This window comes from Micromonospora sp. WMMD964, from assembly GCF_029581455.1.
Classification (GTDB): Bacteria; Actinomycetota; Actinomycetes; order Mycobacteriales; family Micromonosporaceae; genus Micromonospora.
This window is the reverse complement of record NZ_CP120860.1, coordinates 6,495,117-6,518,301: the sequence shown is the minus strand read 5'-3', so window position 1 is coordinate 6,518,301 and position 23,185 is coordinate 6,495,117. Positions and strand designations below refer to the sequence as shown.

Annotated in this window: 26 protein-coding genes; 20 read left to right on the top strand and 6 right to left on the bottom strand. The window is 72.6% G+C overall.

Translation table 11 applies throughout. The features are described 5' to 3' along the window. The first annotated feature begins 62 nt into the window (after window positions 1-62). The 5 genes from O7616_RS29690 (at window position 63) to O7616_RS29670 (ending at window position 3,344) form a co-directional block, all read left to right on the top strand. A complete protein-coding gene (locus O7616_RS29690) occupies window positions 63-521 on the top strand; it encodes a hypothetical protein (protein WP_282304955.1) in 459 nt (152 codons plus the stop codon). Between the two features lie 166 nt (window positions 522-687). Then, complete coding sequence (gene rplU, locus O7616_RS29685) at window positions 688-1,002, top strand: 50S ribosomal protein L21 (RefSeq protein ID WP_007464063.1); 315 nt, start codon at window positions 688-690, stop codon at window positions 1,000-1,002. Window positions 1,003-1,013: 11 nt separating this feature from the next. Next, window positions 1,014-1,268 carry a 50S ribosomal protein L27 gene (rpmA, locus tag O7616_RS29680; RefSeq protein ID WP_007464062.1) on the top strand — a complete coding sequence of 85 codons (255 nt, stop codon included), beginning with the start codon at window positions 1,014-1,016 and terminating at the stop codon, window positions 1,266-1,268. 95 nt (window positions 1,269-1,363) lie between these two features. Then, window positions 1,364-2,824 (top strand): GTPase ObgE, encoded by a 1,461-nt coding sequence (gene obgE, locus O7616_RS29675; protein ID WP_282304954.1) that lies wholly within the window; start codon window positions 1,364-1,366, stop codon window positions 2,822-2,824. A gap of 70 nt (window positions 2,825-2,894) precedes the next feature. Beyond that, window positions 2,895-3,344 carry a GNAT family N-acetyltransferase gene (locus tag O7616_RS29670; RefSeq protein ID WP_278141234.1) on the top strand — a complete coding sequence of 150 codons (450 nt, stop codon included), beginning with the start codon at window positions 2,895-2,897 and terminating at the stop codon, window positions 3,342-3,344. 16 nt (window positions 3,345-3,360) lie between these two features. On the opposite strand, the gene O7616_RS29665 is transcribed toward O7616_RS29670, so the two are convergent. Together O7616_RS29665 and O7616_RS29660 are read right to left on the bottom strand one after the other, a co-directional pair. Further along, window positions 3,361-4,020 carry a DUF6766 family protein gene (locus O7616_RS29665; RefSeq protein WP_282304953.1) on the bottom strand — a complete coding sequence of 220 codons (660 nt, stop codon included), beginning with the start codon at window positions 4,018-4,020 and terminating at the stop codon, window positions 3,361-3,363. A gap of 63 nt (window positions 4,021-4,083) precedes the next feature. Next, window positions 4,084-4,575 carry a DUF4383 domain-containing protein gene (locus tag O7616_RS29660; RefSeq protein ID WP_282257097.1) on the bottom strand — a complete coding sequence of 164 codons (492 nt, stop codon included), beginning with the start codon at window positions 4,573-4,575 and terminating at the stop codon, window positions 4,084-4,086. A gap of 231 nt (window positions 4,576-4,806) precedes the next feature. Between O7616_RS29660 and O7616_RS29655 the strand changes: the two genes are divergently transcribed. From O7616_RS29655 to O7616_RS29645, 3 genes are read left to right on the top strand one after another with little or no spacing between them, the layout of a single operon-like run. Further along, window positions 4,807-5,652 (top strand): hypothetical protein, encoded by an 846-nt coding sequence (locus O7616_RS29655; protein ID WP_282304952.1) that lies wholly within the window; start codon window positions 4,807-4,809, stop codon window positions 5,650-5,652. Window positions 5,653-5,683: 31 nt separating this feature from the next. Beyond that, window positions 5,684-6,151, top strand: a complete 468-nt coding sequence (locus O7616_RS29650) for a phage holin family protein (RefSeq protein ID WP_282257099.1) — start codon at window positions 5,684-5,686, stop codon at window positions 6,149-6,151. Continuing rightward, entirely contained in the window at window positions 6,148-6,798 is a 651-nt protein-coding gene (locus tag O7616_RS29645) for a DUF3618 domain-containing protein (RefSeq protein WP_282304951.1), read from the top strand. The genes O7616_RS29650 and O7616_RS29645 overlap by 4 nt, the downstream gene beginning before the upstream one ends. Here O7616_RS29645 and O7616_RS29640 read toward each other — a convergent pair. Then, window positions 6,788-7,885 (bottom strand): glycosyltransferase family 2 protein, encoded by a 1,098-nt coding sequence (locus O7616_RS29640; protein WP_282304950.1) that lies wholly within the window; start codon window positions 7,883-7,885, stop codon window positions 6,788-6,790. The two genes, O7616_RS29645 and O7616_RS29640, sit on opposite strands and share 11 nt — an antisense overlap. A gap of 13 nt (window positions 7,886-7,898) precedes the next feature. Continuing rightward, a complete protein-coding gene (locus tag O7616_RS29635; RefSeq protein ID WP_282304949.1) occupies window positions 7,899-9,146 on the bottom strand; it encodes a cytochrome P450 in 1,248 nt (415 codons plus the stop codon). 159 nt (window positions 9,147-9,305) lie between these two features. On the opposite strand from O7616_RS29635, the gene O7616_RS29630 reads away from it, so the two are divergent. After that, window positions 9,306-9,713: a hypothetical protein gene (locus O7616_RS29630; protein ID WP_282257103.1), complete on the top strand. Its 408-nt coding sequence runs from the start codon at window positions 9,306-9,308 to the stop codon at window positions 9,711-9,713. Window positions 9,714-9,809: 96 nt separating this feature from the next. Here O7616_RS29630 and O7616_RS29625 read toward each other — a convergent pair whose 3' ends face one another. After that, complete coding sequence (locus O7616_RS29625) at window positions 9,810-10,028, bottom strand: DUF397 domain-containing protein (protein WP_030491749.1); 219 nt, start codon at window positions 10,026-10,028, stop codon at window positions 9,810-9,812. Between the two features lie 69 nt (window positions 10,029-10,097). Between O7616_RS29625 and pepN the strand changes: the two genes are divergently transcribed. From pepN to O7616_RS29570, 11 genes are all read left to right on the top strand, one after another. Next, on the top strand, window positions 10,098-12,614 hold the full coding sequence (pepN, locus tag O7616_RS29620; RefSeq protein WP_282304948.1) for an aminopeptidase N: 2,517 nt from the start codon (window positions 10,098-10,100) through the stop codon (window positions 12,612-12,614). Window positions 12,615-12,962: 348 nt separating this feature from the next. Beyond that, window positions 12,963-13,559, top strand: a complete 597-nt coding sequence (gene nadD / locus O7616_RS29615) for a nicotinate-nucleotide adenylyltransferase (protein ID WP_269682755.1) — start codon at window positions 12,963-12,965, stop codon at window positions 13,557-13,559. A gap of 110 nt (window positions 13,560-13,669) precedes the next feature. Next, window positions 13,670-14,077 carry a ribosome silencing factor gene (gene rsfS, locus O7616_RS29610; protein ID WP_282257105.1) on the top strand — a complete coding sequence of 136 codons (408 nt, stop codon included), beginning with the start codon at window positions 13,670-13,672 and terminating at the stop codon, window positions 14,075-14,077. Continuing rightward, window positions 14,074-14,703, top strand: coding sequence for a histidine phosphatase family protein (locus tag O7616_RS29605; protein ID WP_282304947.1), 630 nt, complete (start codon window positions 14,074-14,076; stop codon window positions 14,701-14,703). The genes rsfS and O7616_RS29605 overlap by 4 nt, the downstream gene beginning before the upstream one ends. A 72-nt stretch (window positions 14,704-14,775) precedes the next feature. Further along, a complete protein-coding gene (locus O7616_RS29600; protein ID WP_282257107.1) occupies window positions 14,776-15,630 on the top strand; it encodes a DegV family protein in 855 nt (284 codons plus the stop codon). Between the two features lie 214 nt (window positions 15,631-15,844). Then, window positions 15,845-16,219, top strand: a complete 375-nt coding sequence (locus O7616_RS29595) for a VOC family protein (protein ID WP_282304946.1) — start codon at window positions 15,845-15,847, stop codon at window positions 16,217-16,219. 156 nt (window positions 16,220-16,375) lie between these two features. Then, a complete protein-coding gene (locus tag O7616_RS29590; protein ID WP_282304945.1) occupies window positions 16,376-17,047 on the top strand; it encodes a DUF3592 domain-containing protein in 672 nt (223 codons plus the stop codon). 173 nt (window positions 17,048-17,220) lie between these two features. Further along, complete coding sequence (locus O7616_RS29585) at window positions 17,221-18,060, top strand: ComEA family DNA-binding protein (RefSeq protein WP_282304944.1); 840 nt, start codon at window positions 17,221-17,223, stop codon at window positions 18,058-18,060. Window positions 18,061-18,176: 116 nt separating this feature from the next. Next, the gene (locus O7616_RS29580; RefSeq protein ID WP_282307771.1) at window positions 18,177-20,516 is read left to right on the top strand and encodes a ComEC/Rec2 family competence protein; all 2,340 of its coding nucleotides are present in this window, start codon (window positions 18,177-18,179) and stop codon (window positions 20,514-20,516) included. 250 nt (window positions 20,517-20,766) lie between these two features. Further along, on the top strand, window positions 20,767-21,747 hold the full coding sequence (gene holA / locus O7616_RS29575; protein WP_282257112.1) for a DNA polymerase III subunit delta: 981 nt from the start codon (window positions 20,767-20,769) through the stop codon (window positions 21,745-21,747). Then, window positions 21,744-22,166 (top strand): hypothetical protein, encoded by a 423-nt coding sequence (locus O7616_RS29570; protein ID WP_282304943.1) that lies wholly within the window; start codon window positions 21,744-21,746, stop codon window positions 22,164-22,166. Before holA ends, O7616_RS29570 begins: the two co-directional genes overlap by 4 nt. Window positions 22,167-22,547: 381 nt before the next feature. On the opposite strand, the gene rpsT is transcribed toward O7616_RS29570, so the two are convergent. Beyond that, window positions 22,548-22,814 (bottom strand): 30S ribosomal protein S20, encoded by a 267-nt coding sequence (gene rpsT / locus O7616_RS29565; protein WP_282257114.1) that lies wholly within the window; start codon window positions 22,812-22,814, stop codon window positions 22,548-22,550. Window positions 22,815-23,185 lie beyond the last annotated feature (371 nt).

Here is a 23,185-nt window from a genome sequence, read left to right as displayed (position 1 = left end):
AGGGACCTCGCCGTCACGGCCACCCCGGCCCACGACCGGCCGGCCCGGGTCAGGAGAAGAAGATGCGCCGTCTGCTCGTCGTCACCGCGTTGGTCACCGTGCTCTCCGGCGCGGTCGGATGCTCCGTCGACCGGCCTGAGCCGGGCGGGACAGGGGTGGCCACCGGTGCCCCGGCCGGTGGCGGGGCCGCGGGCGACGCCACCGGAGTCTGCGCCGCCGCCCAGCAGGCCAGCACCACAGCCGTCCGGACGTACGTGGCGGAGCTGGGCCGGATGGTCGCGGCGGTGGGCGCCGGGGACAGCGGTGCGGCCGAGGTCGCCCGGGGGCGGGCCGAAGCGGCTCTGGAGGGCTGGCGGGCCGAGCTGCGGAAGCAGTCGGAGCGGGCCACCGATCCGCAGCTCAAGACTCTGCTCACCGACCTCGGCGCGGAGGTGGCCGCCCTCGGCGCAGACGTCGAGTCCATCGACGAGACCGAGCTGGACCGGCTCCAGCAGCGTCTCGACCAGCTCTGCGTACGCTGACCAGGGCGGGCCGGTTTGGGGTCCGGGCCGGCGATGGCGTACTCTTGCCTGCGGCGCACTTTTGGTGTGCCGAGTTCCCGTGTGCCCGCGCCGCCGTGCACTGCTACCCGGCGAGCCGCCGCGGGGACGACCGCCAGCAGACTCAACGACAGGGAGTGCGCCTCCGATGTACGCGATCGTCAAGACCGGCGGCAAGCAGTACAAGGTCGCCGAGGGCGACGTGATCGAGGTCGAGAAGCTCACCGGTGCTCCCGGTGACGCGGTGAAGCTCACCGCGGTGCTCCTCGTCGACGGTGACGACCTGGTGACCGACGCGGCGAAGCTTGCCGAGGTCGCGGTGTCCGGCGAGATCGCCGCGCACACCAAGGGCCCGAAGATTCGGATCCACAAGTTCAAGAACAAGACTGGCTACCACAAGCGCCAGGGTCACCGCCAGCCGTTGACCCAGGTCAAGGTGACCGGCATCTCCAGCGGGAAGTAGGTCGTCGTCCAATGGCTCACAAAAAGGGTGCGTCCAGCTCGCGTAACGGTCGTGACTCCGCGGCCCAGCGACTCGGCGTGAAGCGCTTCGGTGGTCAGGTCGTCAGCGCCGGTGAGATCATCATCCGGCAGCGTGGCACCAAGTTCCACCCCGGTGACCTGGTCGGCCGTGGCGGCGACGACACGCTGTTCGCGCTGTCCGCCGGTGCGGTCCTGTTCGGCACCAAGCGCGGTCGCAAGACCGTCAGCATCGTTCCGCAGCAGTAGTTCTCTTCGCTCAAGCGGGCCGTGGACCTCCGGGTCCCGGCCCGCTTAGCCTTTTTCGAAGTGCGGGGTCGGACCTCGCTGGAAGGGTTGACACCGTGGCAACGTTCGTTGACCGGGTCGTTCTGCACCTGCAGGCCGGCGATGGTGGGCACGGTTGTGTCTCGATCCACCGCGAGAAGTTCAAGCCCTTCGGTGGGCCGGACGGCGGCAACGGCGGGCACGGCGGCAGCGTGTCACTGGTGGTCGACCCGCAGGTGACCACGCTGCTCGACTTCCACTTCCACCCGCACGTCAAGGCCGACAACGGCAAGGGCGGCGCCGGCTCGAACCGGGACGGGGCCAACGGCCGCAACCTGGTGCTCAAGGTGCCCAACGGCACTGTGGTGCAGACCACCGACGGCACCGTGCTGGCCGACATGGTGGGGGTCGGCACCACCTTCGAGATCGCCCGCGGTGGACGCGGCGGGCGCGGCAACGCCTCGCTGGCCAACGCCAAGCGCAAGGCCCCCGGCTTCGCCGAGCTGGGCGAACCCGGCGACCAGCTGGACATCGTGCTGGAGCTCAAGAGCGTCGCCGATGTCGGTCTGGTGGGCTTCCCGTCGGCCGGGAAGTCGTCGCTGATCTCGGTGATCTCCGCCGCCAAGCCGAAGATCGCCGACTACCCGTTCACCACCCTCGTGCCCAACCTCGGCGTGGTCCGGCTGGACAACCACACCTTCACCGTCGCCGACGTGCCGGGTCTGATCCCCGGCGCGGCCACCGGCAAGGGGCTCGGTCTGGAGTTCCTCCGGCACATCGAGCGTTGCGCGGTGCTGGTGCACGTCATCGACTCGGCGACCCTGGAGCCCGGCCGCGACCCGGTCGCCGACATCGACGCCATCGAGGCCGAGCTGAACCAGTACGGCGGGCTGACCGACCGCCCCCGACTGGTGGCCGTGAACAAGGTCGACGTGCCGGACGGTCGGGACCTCGCCGAGATCGTGCGTCCGGACCTGGAGGAGCGCGGTTACCGGGTGTTCGAGGTCTCCGCGGCGACCCGGGAAGGGCTCAAGGAGCTGACCTACGCGATGGCCGAGCTGGTCGAGGCGGAGCGCAAGGCCGCGCCGCCCGCCGAGCCGACCCGGATCGTGATCCGCCCGATCGCCGTGGACGACGCCGGGTTCACCATCACCGCCGAGGCGGACGGCTCGTACACGGTGCACGGTGTCCGGCCGGAACGGTGGGTCAAGCAGACCAACTTCGACAACGACGAGGCGGTCGGCTACCTGGCCGACCGGCTGGCCCGGCTCGGGGTGGAGGACAAGCTGGCCAAGGCCGGCGCGCAGCCCGGTGACCTGGTCCGGATCGGCGAGCGCGAGTTCGACTGGCAGCCGACGCTCTTCGCCGGCGTGGAGTTCGTCCCCGGCAACCGGGGCACCGACATCCGCCTCGAGGAGAAGTCGAACCGGGCCTCCGCGGCGGACCGGCTCGCCGCTCGGAAGGCCCGCCGGGTGCGGTCCGAGGACGAGGTGGGCGCGGACGCGTCCGACGACATCGACGAGGACGACGCCGAGTAGTCCGTTGCGCTCCGTGATCGGGTTGACTTCCGGAAACCTCCGCGAAATCCACCCCTCCTAGCGTGGGGTGATGCTGATCGAGTCCCGGCCTGCCACCGATCCGGAGATCGCCGCCCTCGTCGTCGCACAGCAGCGTGAGCTGCGGGAGGCCGACGGCGGGTTGGACGGGCAGGTCTTCGTACCGCACGACGACGTCCGCTACCTGGCGGTGGTGGTCAACGGTCGGGCGGTCGCCTGCGGGGGGCTGCAGGCGCTCGACGCCGAGACCGGCGAGGTCAAGCGGATGTACGTCCGGCCCGCGTACCGGGGGCGGGGCATCGCCCGCCAGTTGCTGGCCGCGCTGGAGGAGTGCGCGTTCCGGCAGGGGCATTCGGTCGTCTGCCTGGAGACCGGCACCTACCTGCCGGCCGCGATCGGGTTGTACACCTCGTGCGGCTACGACCCGATCCCGGTGTACGGCGAGTACGTGGGCAACCCGTACAGCGTCTGTTTCGCCAAGCGGCTGCCGGTCGCGGCCTGACGGCCGCGCCCCCGGCTCAGGCGCCGGTGCTGGCGTGCTCGACGGTCACCGGCTTGGACTCCGGCGAACCGTGTTGGCGCAGCACGATGCTCAGCAGGATCAGCGCGCCGACGGCGAGGAACTCGCTCTGCCAGTTCTGCATGGACTGGAACCAGAAGTCGCTGGTGCCCAGGAACTCCCACACCCCGATCGGCGGCGCGCCGCTCTGTAGTGCCTGCTCCTGGTTGTAGGCGGCGGTGCCACCGAGCAGGTGACCGACGAACGAACCGGCGAAGATCAGCAGCAGGGCGAGGGAGAGGCTGTTGCGGTAGACCACCAGCGGCAGGCCACCGACGCGTACCGGCCACGGCGACTGGGGGGTGGCCCGGCGCTCGTCGTCCTCCGGTCGGTCGGTCTGGTCCACCGGCTTCGACTCGGCCGAACCCCGCTGCACCAGGTACGCGGTGAGCAGCACGTACCCGCCCATCTGGAGGAACTCCGACTCCCAGTTCTCGAAGACGGCCTCGGCGAAGTGCCCGCTGGTGAGGTACGCCGGCCAGCTCAACGGCGCGGCCCCGAACTCGGTCAACTCCTCGTTGTGGGTCTGCCAGCCGAAGACGCTCTGCAGCACGAGGAAGACCAGGAACGCACCGAGCATGGCGACGGCCAGCGCGTTGTCTCGGAGCCAGCGAGGCATGTCGTACCTCCTTCGCTGGTCGGTTACCCCCGCCCGCCGGACCGCGAAACCCGTAGCGCCAGGTCAGTGGCGGTCGGCGGGGTTGTCGAGGCGTCCGCCGGTGCCGGCCTCGTTCGACAGCAGCAGCCCGAGCGCGAGCATCCCGAAGCCGAGCGCGAGGTGCAGCCAGTTGTCCGCGTCGTTGACCGGCAGGATGTTCGCCCCGCCTTCCGGGTTGATCGCCTCGATCACCAGCCCGTACAGCCAGAGAGCCAGGTAGATCGCACCGCCGGCGGCCAGGAACACGCGGGCGCCGGCGACGCTGCGGGCCAGCACCAGACCGGCCAGTCCGAAGATCAGGTGTATGGCGTTGTGCAGGATCGACACCTGGAACAGCCCGAGCAGCTTGGCGTCCGAGTGATGCCCGCCGAACCTCAGCTCGCCGTAGTCGGTGGTGATGCCGGGGATGTAGCCGAGGACGCCGATCAGCAGGAAGACGCCGGCGACCACCAACGCGGCCACCTGGACCCGGGGTCGGTGGACGGCCGGTCGGCCACCTCGCGCGTCTCGTGCCATCGCTGCCCCCTCCGTGGATCTGCCAACCCTCGCGAACCCCACTGTCCGCAGCGGCGTGGTGACGCAGCCCGACGATCCTCCATTTTGAAGTCGTCGCGACCGACCGCGCAGAGGAATGCACGAAGAGGTATGGAAGCCAGAACGCCGGGTAGGTGAATGGTCAGCGGTCGTGGCGACGCGATCGCATCCCCCCAGCACAACCGCGACGACTTTCCGAGCGGAAGGGAAATCATGTCTTACGAAACTTCACCTACGTCTTCCACGTACGGGCAGGAGTCGACCAACGGCGGTGGCGTCCGCGACCAGGCACGCCAGGTTGGTTCCGAGGCCGCGCACGCCGGCGGCGCGGTCGCCCAGACCGCCAAGGAGCAGGGCACCGAGGTCGGCCGTGAGGCGGCCCGGCAGGCCCGCAACCTGTACGGCGAGGCCCGCACCCAGCTCGCCAGCCAGACCGGTGAGCAGCAGCGCAAGGCCGCCGGTGGGCTGCGCTCGCTGGCCGACGAGATGCGCTCGATGGCCGAGCAGGGTGGCCAGGCCGGCCCGGTGACCGAGTTGGCCCGCCAGGCCGCCGACCGGGTGCACGGCGTCGCCGGTTGGCTCGAGGAACGCGAGCCCGGCGACCTGATCACCGAGGTCCGCGACTACGCGCGGCGTAACCCGGGCACGTTCCTGGTGGGCGCGGCGGTTCTCGGCGTGCTCGCCGGCCGGCTGACGCGCGGCCTCTCGGCCGGTGGCGACGACTCCGGCAACGGGTCGTCGACCTACCGGGGTGCTGGGGCGTACGACCCGGAGCGGACCGCCGTGATCCCGACACCGCCGCCGGCCCCCCGCACGACGCCGGACCCTGTCCCGGCGGGCGGCTACGCCACCCCCACGTCCGGTGGCTACGCCGAGCCGACGCCGGGTGGCTACGCCGAGCCCACGCCGGGTGGCTACGCCGAGCCGACGCCGGGCGGCTACGCCGATCCCACCCGGGGCGACTACCCGCAGCACTCCGGCACGGGTCAGCCGCTGCCGCCGGTGACCCAGACCGACCCGCTGCCGGGCGTGCCGTCCAGCGGCAGCCCTCGCCCGTGACCCGCCGAGTCGTCCGAAGGGAGGCGGCGGCATGACCATGCCGACGCAGGGGCCCGGGCCGGGCTCCGGCTACCACCCCGACGCGGGTGCCCCGCACACCGCCGACGAGGTGAAGAGCAGTTCGTTGGGTGATCTGATGCGTCAGGTCACCACCGACCTGTCGACGCTGATGCGTCAGGAGGTCGAACTGGCCAAGGCGGAGATCCGCCAGGAGGGCAAGAAGGCCGGCAAGGCCGCCGGGCTCTTCGGCGGCGCCGGCTTCGGCGGCTACATGGTGGCGCTCTTCGTGTCCATCGCCGTGTGGCAGTTCCTGGACAACGTCATGGACTCCGGTCTGGCCGCGCTGATCGTGGCCGTGCTCTGGGCCGTGGTCGCCGCCGTCCTCTACTCCATGGCCAAGAAGAACGCCCAGCACGTACGCGGGCTCAAGCAGACCAACGACAGCGTGCAGCGGATCCCCGACGCGCTCAAGCCACACCCGGAGGGAGTCACCCGATGAGCACCGATCCCGATCAGATCCGCCGCGAGATCGAAGCCACCCGCAACAGCCTCAGCTCCGATGTGGACGCGTTGGCGTACAAGGTCAGCCCCAGCCGCATCGTCGACGACCGCAAGCAGCGGGCCCACTCCGCTCTGCAGAATGTGAGGGACAAGGTCATGGGAACCGCGTCTGACCTCGGCCACGGCACCGGCCACGCCGCCCACTCGGTGGGTGACCGTGCCTCGTCGGCGGCCTCCAGCGTCGGCGACGCCGCGCAGTCGGCGGCGGCCACGGTCAGCGACGCCGCCCACAGCGCACCGCGGGTGATCCGGCAGAAGTCCCAGGGCAACCCCCTCGCCGCCGGCCTCATCGCGTTCGGGGTGGGCTGGCTGGCCTCGTCGCTGATCCCGGCCTCCCGCCGCGAGCAGCAGGCCGCGACCCAGCTCAAGGAGCGGGTCAGCGAGCACAGCGGCGCGGTGACGGAGAAGCTGGGCGCGGTGGCGAGCGAGCTGAAGGAAGAGCTGCGCGAGCCGGCCCAGCAGGCCGCCGAGTCGGTGAAGTCGACCGCCCAGGACGCCGTGCACGTCGTCAAGGACGACACGAGGTCCGCCGCGTACGACGTCAAGGACCAGGCCCAGCAGGCCCGGCACCAGGTCAGCCCCTGAACCGGCCGAACACCGTTGCGACAGCTCGTGGCCACCCCGGTGACCGCGAGCTGTCGTGCGGTCCGGGCCGCCGCGCGGCCTGGTCGGGCCGCAGGGCACGGATCGGGTGGGCGGCCCGGCGGATCCGGCCGTCGCCGTACCGGACCCCGCCGAGCAGGAACCGTTGGGCGACCGCCAGCCAGCCGCACACCCCGCGTTCCAGCAGCCAGACCGGTGCCGCCAGCGCCGTCGCCGCAGGGAAGACCGCCGCGCCGCCCGCTCGGCGGCGACCCATTTCGGCGAGGGCGACGGTACCGGCCGTCGCGCCGAGCACCAGCGCGGGTCGCCGGGCCGCCACCGCCGCGGCCAGCGCCGGCAGGACCGCGAGCGCGGTCAGCAGACGCGCCGGCTGGGCCAGATCGTCGTACGCCTGACGGACCCGTTGGCCGCGGAAGTGCGCGGCGTCCGGAGGCAGCCGGCGGACGTACAGCCAGGACGGCGCGGCCTCGGTGCGGTCGTACGCGCGCATGGTGCGGATCAGTTCCAGGTTCTCGAAGAGCACGTCGGGGTCGTACCCGCCGATGGCGAGGAAGGCGCTGCGACGCACGGCGAGGGTGCCCGGGTAGTCCGCGCCGAGGGCCCGGTTGAGCAGCGTCCGGCCGGTGTCCCACCAGGCGTGCCAGGGCAGCGGGTCGAAGTAGTTCTGCGGGCGGACCAGGTCGACCTCGTCGAGCAGGAGGTGCACGGCGGTCAGCCCGGCCTGGTCGTACCGGACGTCGTCGTCGGCGATCACCACGTGTTCGTGCTCGGCGGCGCGGACGCCGGTGCGGACGCCGAGCACCTTTCCGTTGAGCCCGGAGCCGGTGGTGTCCGGTGGGAGGTGCCGGACCAGCCCCGCCCAGGCGTCGGCGTGCCGGGCGAAGAGGTCCGGTGCCGAGCCGTCGACCACGAGCACGTCGACCCTCCCGGCCAGCCAGCGCAGGTAGTCGGTCAACTCGGCCAGCCCGCTGTCGGAGTGCCAGCGCAGCGGCAGCACGTACGTCATCGGCAGGCGGACCGGCGGCACCGCCGCCCGTCGTACCTCTGCCCGCCCTGGCCGATCACGCACGAGCATCGTCCGATCAGTCGGTGCCGCGGATGTTGGTGAGGGTCAGGCCGAGGGGCGGCAGCGCCGGCATCCGGTGCAGGTCCAGGGTCAGGTCCTGGATCGGCACGTCGTAGCGCATGGTGGTGGTGAGGTTGGCGACCGCCCGTTTCATCAGGTCGATGGTGATCCACTCACCGGCGCACCGGTGCCCGGCCCAGTGGTCACCGCCGCCCTGCGGGATCAGCTCGAACGGGTCCACCCGTCGCCCGGCGAACCGTTCCGGACGGAACAGCTCCGGTTCCGGCCACAGCTCCGGGTGGTGGTTGGTGCCGTAGAGGTCGAGCAGCACCCGACGACCGGCCGGGAAGTGGTGACCCCGCCAGTCGAAGGAGCGCCGGACCCGGGCCGCCGCCATCGGGAAGAACGGGTAGTAACGGCGTACCTCCTGGACGAAGTGCTCGGTGGCCTCGTCGTCGTGGCGGACCCGGGCCTGCCAGCCCGGGTGGTCGTGCAGGGCGAGTGCGGCGAAGGCGATGTACTGGTCGACGGCGACCACCGGGCGCAACACGTTCAGCAGCTCCACCGCCGCGATCCGGCGGGGGAGCAGGTCGCCCCGCCGGTCGCGGTGTTCGGCGATCACGGCCAGGGCGCTGCCGGTCGGCGCCGGAGCGAGACCGACCCGGGTCCGTTCGACCAGGTCGGCGAGGCGGCGTTCGGCGCGGCGCCGGGCGAGCCGTCCCCGCCAGTGCCGCGGACCGGCCACCGCCGGGGCCTCGATCATGGCGTGCAGCTCGACGGCGCGCTCGTCGACCTGCGACGCGGACAGCGGCACCCCGGCCCAGGTGTGCACGACCCGGGTGAGCAGCCGGCCCAGTTCGTCGTAGAGCGACACCGGCCCGGCGGCCGCCCAGGCGGGGATCCGAGCACGCCACTCGTCGTCGAAGAGCTGACCGAGCCGCCCGATGGCGGCCGGCGTCATGATCGACATGAACATGGCCTTGCGGTCGGTGTGCGCCGCTGCGTCGAGCCCCTGCACACCACCCCGGCCGGTGAGGGTCCGCTGCACCCGCAACGGCATGGCGGTGGCGCGTCGGAAGCGTTCGGTGTCGTAGAACAACTCGGTCGCCGCTCGGCCGCGCAGGCAGATGGTCGGAGCGAGCAGGATCCGGGTCCGGAAGACGTCGCTGCCGTACCGATCGCAGCGTTCGCCGATGAACCGGTAGCCCGCTCGGAGCAGCGCGAGGGTGCTGTCCGGGCTGCGGTCGACCGGCATGCTCGCCATCGGGTCTCCTCACGCGCGGGTGCGGCCGGTCGCCGCCGACCGGCTGCGTGTACCCCGGTCGCCGCCGCTGAATCCCCGTGTCGACGGCACGCCGGCTGGCCCCTCCCAGAGGCGGCGGAACCTGGTTTGCTGCTGGTGGAGCAACCACGGGGAGGGCGGATGCGCGACAACACATCACCGCACTGGCGGCAGCGGCGGGCGCTCGGGGCGCTGGGCGGCAACCGTGACGGGCGGTCACTGATCGGGCCGCCCCGGCGGCCCACCCGGCCGCGCCGGTTCTTCACCGTGCACCTCGGCTTCACCGCGCCCGACGCCGCCGAGGCCCGCGAGCTGGCCGTGGCGTACGCGGAGGCACTGAGCCTGCTCCGCCCGGAGCTGGCGCTGGGCGCGGCGGCCCTGTCGCCGGCGGACGCCTGGCAGCGCGCCGAGCGGCTGTTCTGCGGTGCGGTCGGCCCGGACGGCGAGCGCTGCGTCGACGTCGCGGACCATCCTGGTTTCCACCACGCCCCGGGGCCGGGCGGCCTCGGCTGGGGCGACGGCGACGGTCCAGGTCGGGCCGATGGTTGACCACCGGCCCGGGCCGGTCGCCGCGACGCCGGAGGGCCTCGTGCCGGCACCCCGACTGGGGGCACCGGCACGGCGACCGCACACCGGCCGACCCGATCAGTCCAGGTCGAACTCGCCGTCCTGTGCGCCGGCCACGAACGCGTCCCACTCGGCCTGGGTGAAGACCAGCACCGGCCCCTCCGGCTCGGCCGAGTTGCGCATCCCGATCAGGTCGTCGACGAAGGCGACTTCCACGGCGCTGTCGGAGGTGTCCCCCTCGGCCCGCTGCCAGACCGCCCGAGAGAGGTCGAAGTCGCCCTTGGGGTGCTGCGCCATGGTTCTTTCCTCCAGTGCCGAGGGTCGTGTGGTGACCGGGTGCCGATCCCCATCGGGCAGGATAAGCGGATGCCGAGCCTGACCCGTGTAGAGGCGACCGCGCGTGGCGCGGCGATTACTGTCGAGTCCTATCAGGTGGACCTCGACCTGACCGGCGGCGGAGAGCTGTTCCGCTCCCGCGTCGAGATCCGGTTCCGGGCGACCCCCGGCACCGCGACCTTCGCCGAGGTCAAGCCCACCACCCTGCTGGGCGTACGCCTCAACGACAGTGACCTGGACCCCGGCCTGCTCGCCGACAACCGGCTGCCGCTCGACGACCTCGACGCGGAGAACACGCTCGTCGTCGAGGCGGAGATGGCGTATTCCAACGCGGGCGAGGGGATGCACCGCTTCGTCGATCCCGCCGACGGCGAGACCTACCTCTACGCGATGTCGTTCCTCGACAACGCGCAGCGCATCTTCGCCGCCTTCGACCAACCCGACCTCAAGGCCCCGTTCACCCTCTCGGTGACCGCGCCACCGGAGTGGACGGTCGCCGGCAACGCCGAGGTGGTCGCCAACCCTGCCCCCGGCCGGTGGGAGTTCGCCCCGAGCGCGCCCCTGGCGACGTATTTCTTCTCGCTCGTCGCCGGGCCGTGGCACGTCCGGCGGGCCGAGCACGACGGTGTTCCGCTGGGCCTCTACTGCCGCCGGTCGCAGGCCGAGCACCTGGACGCGGACGCCGACGAGATCTTCACCGTCACCCGGCAGTGCCTGGACCGCTTCCACCAGCTCTTCACCGAGCGCTACCCGTTCGGCAAGTACGACCAGGCGTTCGTGCCCGAGTTCAACGCCGGGGCGATGGAGAACCCGGGCATCGTCACCTTCCGCGACGACTACATCTTCCGCTCGGCGGTCACCGACACGCAGCGCGAGCAGCGGGCCACCACCATCGCCCACGAGATGGCCCACATGTGGTTCGGTGACCTGGTCACCATGCGCTGGTGGGACGACCTGTGGTTGAACGAGTCCTTCGCCGAGTACCTGGGCACCCGGGTCACCGCCGAGGCGACCCGTTTCGACCAGGCGTGGACCACCTTCGCGATGCGCCGCAAGGCCTGGGGCTACGCGGCCGACCAGCGCCCCTCCACCCACCCGGTCGCCCCGGAGGAGGTGGCCGACGCCGACGAGGGCCTGCTCAACTTCGACGGCATCTCGTACGCCAAGGGGGCCAGTGTGCTGCGGCAACTCGTCGCGTGGCTCGGCGACGAGGCGTTCCTGGCCGGCCTGAACGCGCACTTCGCGGTGCACCGCTTCGGTAACGCCACCCTCGACGACCTGCTCACCGGTCTCTCCGCCAGCAGTGGTCGGGACCTATCCGGCTGGGCCGACCTGTGGCTGCGTCAACCGCAGGTCAACACGTTGCGCGCCGAGGTCGGCGTCGACGCCGACGGCCGCTACACCGAGGTGGCAGTGGTGCAGAGCGCACCTGATTCGCACCCGGTGCTGCGTCCGCACCGGATCGGCGTGGGCCGCTACTCGGCGGACGGCACCGTCCAGCGTGACGAGGTGGCGATCGACCCGGCCGTCGACGGTGATCGGACCGTGCTGGGTCAGCTGGAGGGCTCTCCGGCGGCCCGGTTGCTGCTGCTCAACGACGGTGACCTCACCTTCGCCAAGGTGCGTCTCGACCCGGCGTCGGCGGAGGCCGTGCCGCTGGTGCTGCCCGATCTGACCGATCCGCTGGCCCGGGCGGTGCTGTGGGGCGAGGCACTGGACGCGGCGACCGACGGGGAGCGGCCGGTCACCGGCCTGGTCGATCTGATCGTCGCCGCGCTGCCCACCGAAACCGAGGTGATCATCGCGGAGGACGTGCTGACGCTCAGCCGGTCACTCGTCGACCGCTACCTCGACCCGCTGACCCGGTCGGCGGCGCTGGCCCGGGTCGCCGAGGCGTGCCGGCGCCTGCTCGACGGCGCGCCGGCCGGGGAGTCGTTGCAGCTCGCCGCCGCCCGGGGCTGGATCGCCGCCACCACCGACGCCGACCTACTCGTCGGCTGGCTCGCCGGCCGGGACGTGCCCGCCGGCCTGAAGGTCGACGCGGAGCTGCGCTGGGCGGTGCTGCGCCGACTGGTGGTGCTGGGTGCCGCCGGCGAGGCGGAGATCGCCATCGAGGCGGCCGCCGACGTCAGCTCCGCGGGCGCGGAACGGGCCGCCCGTTGCCGGGCCGCCCTGCCCGACCCGGGGGCGAAGCAGGCCGCGTGGGAGATCATCGTGCGGGACACCGACCTGTCCAACCGGTTGTTGGAAGCGACAGCGGAGGGGTTCTGGCAACCCGAACAGGCCGAGCTGACCGCCGCGTACGTCGACAGGTACTTCGCGGAGATGCCGGCCGCCGCGCGTCGGCGTACCCCCTGGACGGCCGACCGGGTGGCGGCCCTGGCGTTTCCCCGCTACGCCGTGGCGCAGCCGACCCGGGAGGCGGCCGCGGCGTTGCTGGCCCGCGACGACCTGACCCCCGGCCTGCGCCGGGTCGTGACCGACGCCGACGACGACCTGCGCCGCGCGCTCGTCGCCCGAACGGCGGTGGCCGCCGCCGCGGCCTGAGCGCCGTCGGGCGTGGGGTGGCCGACGAGCCACCCCACGCCCACCGCTCAGCGCAGCGCGGGCTCCGCCGTGACCGGGGCGTCCCAGTCGATGACGTAGCGCTGCTCGTCGGCGCCCGGCGGTCCTTCGCGCAGCGGTCCCGAGATGATCGACTCGCTGTCCATGGAAGCGCGGTGTCCGGGCCCTTCCACCCCCCGGTTTGCAGGAAAGCGAGTCGATCACCGGGCAGTGTGCGAATCGATCACCGCGCGCCGTCCAGGGGGCCGTCGGGCCGCGGCCCGACGGGCTGGCGGGCGTCCGTTGCCGGGCCGCAACAACCCGCTGACAGGCCCGGCCTACGATCACGGGGTGGAGGAAGATATCCGGCGGATCGGGATCATGGGTGGCACCTTCGACCCGATCCACCACGGGCACCTCGTCGCGGCCAGTGAGGTGGCGGACCGGTTCGGCCTGGACGAGGTGGTCTTCGTCCCGACCGGGCAGCCGTGGCAGAAGGCCGACGAACCGGTGAGCCCCGCCGAGGACCGGTACCTGATGACCGTCATCGCCACCGCCTCCAACCCCCGCTTCCAGGTCAGCCGGGTCGACATCGACCGCAGCGGGCCGACCTACACGGTCGACACCCTGCGTGACCTCCAGGCCGAGTACGGCCCCAAGGTGCAGCTGTTCTTCATCACCGGCGCGGACGCCCTGCAACGCATCCTGTCCTGGAAGGACCTGGACGAGATCTTCGAGTTGGCCCACTTCGTCGGCGTGACCCGGCCCGGCTTCGCGCTCACCGACAAGCACCTCCCGGCCGACACCGTCAGCCTGATCCAGGTGCCCGCGATGTCCATTTCGTCGACCGACTGTCGTGCCCGGGTCGCCCGGGGTGAACCGGTCTGGTATCTGGTGCCCGACGGTGTGGTGCAGTACATCGCCAAGCGGAGCCTCTATCAGCGCTGACCCCGCCCGATATGCCCCTGTTTCCGCCTTCAACGGCGCAGAACTGCCGGGTCGGGGCGTCGCCGGGTGTGAGACGCTTGGAGGATCGCACGCTTGATCGAAGGAGAACGGTGACAGTTTCCGAACGCGCTCACGAGCTGGCTATCGCGGCCGCGCAGGCCGCCGCCGACAAGAAGGCGCAGGACATCACGATCATCGACGTCGGCGACCAGCTCGCCATCACCGACGCGTTCGTGCTGGCCGCCGCCCCCAACGAGCGTCAGGTGCTGGCCATCGTCGACGCCATCGAGGAGAGCCTGCTGGAGCTTCCCGAGAAGGCGAAGCCGGTGCGGCGCGAGGGCGAGCGCGGTGGCCGCTGGGTGCTGCTCGACTACGTCGACATCGTGGTGCACGTCCAGCACACCGAGGAGCGCGAGTTCTACGCCCTCGACCGGCTCTGGAAGGACTGCCCCACCATCCCGTTCGTCGACCGTGACCTGGTCGAGGCAGACGCCAGCGGGTCTGCCGCCGCCGAATGACCAAGCTGATCGTCTGGCGGCACGGCAACACCGACTGGAACGCCGCCAACCGGGTCCAGGGGCAGACCGACGTACCCCTCAACGAGCTGGGTCGCGACCAGGCCCGCGCCGCCGCGCCGCTGCTCGCGGCGCTGCGGCCCGACGCCATCGTGTCCAGTGACCTGAGCCGCGCCGCGGAGACCGCCGCCGCGCTCGCCGCGCTCACCGGCCTCCCGGTGCGCTCCGACGCCCGGCTGCGCGAGCGGCACTTCGGCCAGTGGCAGGGCCTGCACCTCACCGAGGTCGCCGAACGCTTCCCCGAGGAGTACGCCCGCTGGCAGGTCGGCGATCCCGCTCCCGGAGTCGACGTGGAACCGTTGCACGACCTCGGCGAGCGGGTCGCCGCCGCGCTGCTGGAAGCCGCCCACGCGGCACCGGGCGGCACCGTGGTGCTCGCCACCCACGGCGGCGCCTCCCGGCAGGGCGTCGGTCACCTGCTCGGCTGGGACGCGGCCGTGCTGCGCGGCGTCGGTTCGCTGGCCAACTGCCACTGGACGGAACTGCGCCACGACGACGTCCGGGGCTGGCAGTTGCGGGCGCACAACGTCGGCCTGATCACCGCTCCGGTCGCCGTCGACGCCGTCTGACGCCGATCCCCGCCCCGGCCGGGCGTCATCGCGCTTCGTCGTTCGGCTTCCCGATCGGCTAGCGTGCCGGGCATGCCCGTCGCGGTCGTCATCGACTCCACCGCCTACCTTCCGCCCGAGCTGGTGCACGCGCACCGGCTGACCGTCGTGCCGTTGACAGTCGTCCTCAACGGCGCGGAAGGGCTGGAGGGGGTGGAGACCCAGCCGGCCGACGCCACCATCGCGTTGAGCGCCCGCCGGGTCACCGCGACCACCTCCCGCCCGGCACCCGAGCAGTTCGCCCGCACATACCGCCGCCTGCTCGACGGCGGCGCCGACGGCGTCGTCTCGGTGCACCTCTCCGCCGCGCTGTCCGGCACCGTCGAGGCCGCCCGGCTGGCCGCCGCCGACCTCGACGGCCGCGTCGAGGTCGTGGACAGTCGCTCGACCGGCATGGGTCTCGGCTTCCCGGCGATCGCAGCCGCCACCGCCGCCGAGGCCGGCGTCGACCTCGCCGGTGTACGCGACGCCGCGCTCGCCGCCGTCGACCGCACCAGCGTCTGGTTTTACGTCGACACGCTCGAGTTCCTCCGTCGAGGCGGCCGGATCAACGCCGCCGAGGCGCTGCTCGGCACCGCCCTCTCCGTCAAGCCGATCATGCACATGCCGGACGGGGCGATCGTGCTGCGGGAGAAGGTGCGCACCGCCAGCCGGGGAGTGGCCCGGCTGGTGGACCTGGCCGTCGAGGCGGCCGGAGACGACGACGTCGACCTCGGTGTGCACCACCTGGCCGCGCCGCAGCGAGCCGAGGCGTTGCTCGTGGCGCTGACCGAGCGGTTCGGTGACCGGCTGCACGACACGTACGTCTCCGAGGCCGGCGCGGTCGTCGCCGCCCACGCCGGCCCGGGTCTGGCCTGCGTGGTCGTCCACCGCCGTCCGACCGACTGATCCGCTCTGTTAGCCTCGGTGCGCGCCCCAGATGGGCCTACCCCCCGGAGGTTCTGGCTACTTCAGCCACCACGCCGAGATCGACGCTGTGCAGGCGTCCCTCGCGCGGGATCCGGGGCGTCGGCGCCCTCGGGGCTTCGTCATCGGTGTGGCTGGGTGGGGGCTGCGGGCCTCGGGTCGGGTCTACGGATCGACCGGGAAGAAGACGCCACGGATGACAGTCACGTTCAACCACACCATCATCGCCAGCAAGGACAGGAACGCCTCGGCCGCGTTCTACCGGGAGCTGTTCGGGCTGCCGGAGGCACCGTCGTGGGGGCCGTTCACCAACGTCCAACTGGACGAGGGCGTGCTGCTCCAGTTCGCCGAGCCGCCGGTGGACATCCAGATGCAGCACTACGCGTTCCTCGTCGACGACGAGTCGTTCGTACGGTGCCTGGCGTTCGTCGAGGGGCGAGGCATGTCGTACTGGGCCGACCCGCAGCTCAATCGCGAGGGGGAGACCAACACCGAGCACGGTGGACGGGGCTTCTACTTCTTCGACCCGGCGGGACACGCGATCGAGATCATCACTCGGCCGTACCTGTAGGCGGTCGGCATCGACAGCGGCTGAGTCGTTCATGGGCCGGGTGCTGTCCGGCGGCGGTCCCGTTCATCGACCCGGTGCTGTCCGCTGGCGGTCCGGGCAGCGCGTCCACCGGCTGCCGACGCTGCGCCGTTGCCGGTGGGTCCTACCCTGCTGCCCATGAGGCCGCGTGGTCGTCGTCGATTCCTCAACCGGCTGGGCGCACGGTATCTGCTGGTGTTCGGCGTGACCGGCGCGATCGGCGCCCTGGCGGGAACGACCTGGGTCCGAGCCGACGCGGTGGCGGTGCCGGGCACCGTGGTGTGGTGCGGAGCGCTGCTGGTGGCCGGGCTGGTGGTGACGCCGCCACCCCGGATCGTCGTGTTGTCGGCGGCCTGGTTGGTCACTGCGTTCCTCATGTACGTCGCCACCGGCACCCTGTGGTCGGCGGTGCTCACGCAACGCGGTGAACGGGTGGTGGCAACCGTGATCGACGTGCGAGACGGCAGCGAGCGGGGCCGCCACCTCTACTACACCCTCGCCGACCAGCACGATCGCCGCATCCCCGGGGAGCTGGGAATGTGGCCGGGGAGCAGCGTCGGTGCGGCCGACAACCCGGAGGGCTCGGTGGGGCAACGCGTCGTCGTGGTGCGGGATCCCGGCGGTCTGGTCGACCCGCGGCTGCCCGAGGACGTCGCCACCGGTCAGGGCAGCCTGATCCTCCTGCCGGGCGTCGTCGGCATCCTCGCCGTGCTCTGCATGCTGGCGGGGCGTCCCCGACCCGACGACACCCCGCAACCGTGGAACCCGGCGGGTCGCGAGGATCCGGCCGGAGCGCCGCCCACCTGGTGACGCCGCGCCGGTCGCGGTCCAGCCGACCGGGTGGCGCGGCGTTCGTCGGCTGCGAGGGCGGGCCTGCGTAGCAGACCGGGGCATGATCAGGGCGTTGTCCACAGAGGCGACTGTCGTCCACAGGGCCGGGGCGAAGCCCCCACCGTTCCCGGTCGCCGCCCTAGCGTCGCCGTGTGTCGCACGACGAGGAGACAGAGGTACGCCGGCGCCTGCGGCGGCTGACGGAGACGGTCGCCGTACCGGTGCCACCCCGGCCAGACGTACCGCTCGCGGGCGTGTCGTCGTCCCGGCCGACGTCGCTCGCGGATCCCACGCCGCTCGTGGATCCCATGCCGCGCGTGGAGCCGACGCCGGAGGGGTTCGCGGGCGAGGCCGAGCCGCGCCTGGCCGGGCCGGGCGCGTTCGACCCGGGGCGACGCGGGGTACGAGCGTTGGCGGTCGTCGCCGTGCTGGTGGTGTTGGGCGCGGCCGGTTGGGCCTGGCGGTCCCGGCCGCAGTCCGAGCCGGTCGCGCCTCTGGTCACCGAGGCCGCCTCGGCCGCTGCGACGGGTGACCCCAGCGGGTCCGGCTCCGGCGAGTTGGTGGTGGCGGTCGCAGGCAAGGTGCGCAAGCCCGGCCTGGTACGGCTGCCGGTCGGCTCCCGGCTCGCCGACGCGGTGCAGGCGGCCGGCGGGGCGCTGCCCGACGTCGACGTGGCATTGCTCAACCCCGCCCGGAAGGTCGTCGACGGTGAGCTGATCGTGGTCGGGGTGACGCCTCCACCGGCACCGGGTGGGGCGGCACCGGGTGGGGCGGCACCGGGTGGGGCGGCACCGGTTGCCGGGCCGCTGAACCTCAACACCGCGACGCTGGCGCAGCTCGACGCGCTTCCCGGGGTCGGGCCCGTGCTCGCCCAACGGATCCTCACCCACCGGGATCAGCACGGTGGGTTCAAGTCCGTCGGCGACCTGCGGCAGGTCGACGGGATCGGCGACGCACGCTACGAGCAGCTCAAGGATCTGGTGACGGTGTGAGGGAGTCCAGTGTCACCCCTGGCCCGCCGCCGGCCGACCAGCTTCGATCCGGGCCCCCGGTCGGTCTCCCGCAGCGAGGCACGGCGGCCGGTCCGGCCCGGCCCGAGCCGCCGGATCTGCGACTGGCTGGGCTCGCCGTGGCCGCCTGGCTCACCGCGCTCGTCGGCCTGCACCTCGGCGGCTCGGCCGTCCTGCTGGGGGCCGGCGCGGCGGCCGGTGTGACGGCGGTCGGTGCTCTGCACCTGCTCGGCCGGCTCGGCCGTCCCCGGGCCGTGGCGCGGCGCTACGGGTGGGTTGCCGTGGCGGTCGGTCTCGGCGTGGTCTGCGGTGGTGCGGCAACCGGGGCGCGCCTCGCCGTTCGCGACGCACCGGCGATCCGTGTGCTGGCCGAGCAGCGTGCTCCGGTCACCGTCGACCTGGTGGTGCGGGACGATCCGCGTCCGATCCGGAGCGCCGGCCGCCCGGGCCTGCTGCTGGTGTCGACGGAGTTGGTCCGGCTCACCGGCCCGGACGGTCGGCGGATCCACTCCTCGGTGCGGTTGCTCGTCCTGGCGGCCGACCCGTCCTGGCGGGGCCTGCTCCCCGGGCAGCGCCTCAGCGTCGACGGCCGGCTCGGCGTCCCGCGCGGTGGCGATCTCACCGCCGCCGTGCTCAGCACCAACGGCGCGCCGGAGCGACACGGCACGTCGAGCTGGGCGCAACGCGCCGCCGGGTCGCTGCGGGCCGGCCTGCAACGAGCCTGCGCCCCGTTGCCCGACGATCCGGGTGGGCTGCTTCCCGGCCTGGTGGTGGGGGATACCAGCCACCTCCCGCCCGCCGTCGAAGCAGATTTCCGGGCCACCGGAATGACACATCTCAACGCTGTGTCGGGGAGCAACGTGGCGATTGTCGTAGGTGCGGTGTTGTTGCTGGCCCGGTGGGCGCGGGCCGGTCCGTGGCTCGCCGTCGGGCTCTGCGGGGTCGCGCTGGTGGGCTTCGTCATCCTGGTCCGCCCGTCGCCGAGCGTCCTGCGGGCCGCGACGATGGGAGCGATCGGCCTCGCGGCGCTCGCCTCCGGTCGACCCCGGGCCGCGCTGCCCGCGCTCGCCGCCGCCGTGACCGTGCTGGTGCTGGTCGACCCGGAGTTGGCCGGTGATCCCGGGTTCGCGCTCTCCGTGCTGGCCACCGGCGGCCTGCTGCTGCTCGCACCGCGCTGGCGTGACGGGCTGCGGCGGCGGGGCGTACCGGCCGGGTTGGCCGAGGCGCTGGCTGTGCCGGCGGCGGCGCAGCTGGCCTGCGGTCCGGTCGTCGCCGGGATCTCCGGCACGGTCAGCCTGGTGGCGGTGCCGGCCAACCTGCTGGCGGTGCCGGCGATCGCGCCGGCGACAGTGCTCGGCGTGCTGGCGGCCATGGTGTCGCCGATCTGGCCGGGTGGCGCCGAGTTCCTCGCCTGGTTGGCGAGCTGGCCGGCCTGGTGGTTGGTGGTCGTCGCCCGCCAGGGCGCACGGCTGCCGGGCGGCACCCTGTCGTGGCCGGGCGGGCTGCCGGGCGCTCTACTGCTGACCGCGCTGACCGTCGCTCTGCTGGTCGCGGTGCGCCGACCACTCGTACGGCGACTGGTGGCCGTCGTCGCCGTCGCGGCGGTCTTCGGTGCGCTTCCGGTTCGGCTGGTCCACGCCGGGTGGCCGCCGCCGGGCTGGGTGGTGGTGGTCTGCGCCGTGGGTCAGGGCGACGCCGTGGTGCTGCCGGTCGCCCCCGGCCGGGCCGTGGTGGTGGACGCCGGGCCGGAGCCGGGTGCGGTGGACGGCTGTCTGCGCCGGCTCGGCGTGCGGGAGGTGCCGCTGCTGGTGATCAGTCACTTCCACGCCGACCACGTCGGTGGAGTGGCCGGGGTGTTCCGGGGCCGCCGGGTCGGTGCCGTGCTGACGCCGTCCTCGACGGACCCGGAGACCGGTCGGGACCTCGTCCGGGCGGAGGCGTCCGGTGGGCGGGCCGCGTTGCTGACCACTGTGGCCGGCGCTCGACATCCGGTGGGCGCGGTCGACCTGCTGGTGCTCGGCCCGCCGTACCCGCTGGCCGGCACCAGGTCCGACCCGAACAACAACTCGTTGGTGCTGCGCGCCACGGTGGCCGGGGTACGGATCCTGCTCCCCGGCGACGCAGAGGCCGAGGAGCAGCACGCGATGGTGGCACGGGCTGCTCCGGGTCAGTTGCGGGCGGACGTGTTGAAGGTCGCCCACCACGGTTCGGCGTACCAGGACCCAGGGTTCCTCGACGCGGTACGGCCCGCCGTGGCGCTCGTGCCGGTGGGCACCGGCAACACCTACGGGCACCCGAGCCCCGGATTGCTCGGTCGGTTGAGCAGGGGAGGCGCTCGGGTGCTGCGGACCGACACCGACGGCGACCTGGCAGCGGTTCGGACGAGCAACGGCCTGGCAGTCGCCCACCGAGGGGTGCCACCGGGCCAGCCGCCCTGAGGCCCCACCTGTCGATTCGCGGTCGCTGATCTCGCCTGGATCAGCGCGGTCGCCGTGGCCACGGGCCATCGCGGCATGATCGGGTTGATACCCGCCATGCCGTGCTGGGCAGCAGCTCGGGCACGGTCAAGTCCGTCCGAATTGAGGGCTAAAAGGCAATTGAGATAAATGTCGGGATTTGCGTTGTGTGCGGGCTCCGCCGACCAAGCAGTGAATGAGCAGGCACGATCCCGCCCTGGGGCGTGCGAATATGGGCGGCGTGACCCCCGCCGGCCTCGCCCCCATTCTGCTCGTCCTCGGTGACGAGGAGCTGCTCGCCACGCGCGCGGTCACCGAAGCTGTCACGAAGGTTCGCAGCGTCGACCCCGAGGTGGACGTCCGCGAGTACCAGGCCGGTGCGCTCACCGTGGGCGAGATCGCGGAGATGCTCAGCCCATCGCTGTTCGGTGGGCGGCGGCTGCTGATCCTGCGCTCCGGCCAGGATGCCCGCAAGGACCTGGTCGCCGCGCTGTTGGCGTACGCGAAGAATCCCGACCCGGACGTCCAACTCCTGGTCCTGCACCTGGGCGGGGCCAAGGGCAAGGCGTTCGCCGACGGACTGCGCACGGCCGGAGCGACCGTCGTACCGGCGGCCAAACTGAAGGGGCACCGCGACCGGTTGGCCTTCGTCCGGGACGAGATCCGCCGAGCCGGCGGAAAGTGCACCGACGACGCCGCGGAGGCACTCATCGCGGCGGTCGGCAACGACCTTCGCGAGCTGGCCGCCGCCTGCTCCCAACTGATCGCCGACACCGACGGGCGGATCAGCGCCGACACGGTCGCGCGCTACTACCGGGGCCGGGTCGAGGTGACCGGCTTCACGGTGGCGGACGCCACCATGGTCGGTGACGTGCCGGCGGCGCTGGAGGCGTTGCGCTGGGCCCTGCACGTCGGGGTCGACCCGGTGCCCATCGCCGACGCCCTGGCCGACGGAGTACGCACCGTCGCCCGGGTGGCGTCGGCCGGGCGCGGTAACCCGTACCAGCTCGCCAGCAGCCTCGGCATGCCGGCCTGGAAGATCGAGCGCGCACAGCGGCAGGGACGTGGCTGGACCCCGGAGGGCCTGGTCCGGGCCATGCAGGTCGCCGCCGAGTGCAACGCGGCCGTCAAGGGTGGCTCCGACGACCGGGCGTACGCCCTGGAGCGCGCGGTCTTCTCCGTCGCGGCGGCCCGGCAGGGCAGCACCAGGTGACGGGGGCGAACCGCCCGGTGTGGGCCACCATCGGAGCGGACGAGGAGCGGTACCGGCCGCTCTACGCCCGGATCCTCGGCCTGCGGTTCGTCAACCCCGGCGGCGTGCTGTGCTTCCTCTTCTTCGAGGGCACCATCGCCCTGGCGGCGCTGCTCTCCCTCGCCGAGCTGGTCACCTGGTGGGCGGTGCTGGTGCTGCCGGTCGTGGTGGCGGCGATGGTCAAGCTCAACGACATGGTGGCCGCCATCGTCGTCCGTTCCGCCGCGCTCGTGCCCGAGCAGGAACGGGACCGGTTCCGCCGTCAGATGGAACCGGCGGTAGGGCGGGCCCAGGTGGAGTGGGTCTCACACACTGTCACCGGCGTGGTGATCAACGCAGACGCGGTGCCACCGCCTCGCCGTACCGACCGGTCGGACTGAGCCCAGCCGGGCGGGCGGCGACGCGTCGGGTTCGACGTGCGCTCTGTCGGGGTGGTGCCGGGCTGTGCGCGCGGCCTGGCGGAGCATGGCAGCGTCGCCGTGGCCACCTGGGCCGGGTCGCGGTAGCCGTGCGAGACCCGGAAGTTGATCAGATCGGCGCCGGGCTCGATGACCACCGTCAGGTCGAGCACACCGCCTGTCGGGTGGTCGCCCCCGCCCGTAGGGCCCTGTGCGCGACCCTCGGGGCGCAACGCGATCCGCGCACTCTCCACCGCCCGAGCGGGCCGGCTCACCGAGCGGACTGGTGCGACCGGGCTGCGGACACACGGAAGCCCCGGGCCGTGGCCCGGGGCTTTCCGAATCAGTCTGACGGTGTGGTCGTCAGGCGGAGAGCGACACCACGCGCTTCGCGATCGCGGACTTGCGGTTCGCGGCCTGGTTGGCGTGGATCACGCCCTTGCTGACGGCCTTGTCCAGCTTGCGCGAGGCGTCCTGCATGAGCGCGGTCGCCTTCTCGACGTCACCGGCCTCGGCAGCCTCGTGGAACTTCCGGACGGCGGTCTTCAGCGACGACTTGACCGACTTGTTGCGCAGCCGGGCCTTTTCGTTCTGCCGGTTGCGCTTGATCTGGGACTTGATGTTCGCCACGCGACAGCCTCGTCTTGATAGCTCGGGTTGGTCAGCTTGCGCGCTGGATGACGAACATGCGTCATCGCCACGCGAAGAGCCAGGCTACCAGGTTGCCCGGGACGAGCCAAAACGGCTCGGCCCGAACGGGGTCCGCGCGCTACCTGGACGCTCGACGCATGCTCCACTCGGCTTCCCGCAAACCGCGGTATCCGACCGCGCCTGACAGCCCGACTTCAAGGAGCCCGAGTCGATCACGGGCCGCCGGGGCGCCGGGGCGCCGGGGCGCCGGGCCGCCGGGCCGCCGGGCCGCCGGGCCGCTGGGCCGCTGGGCCGCTGGGCCGCCGGGCCGCCGGGCCGCCGGGCCGCCGGGCCGCCGGGCCGCCGGGCTG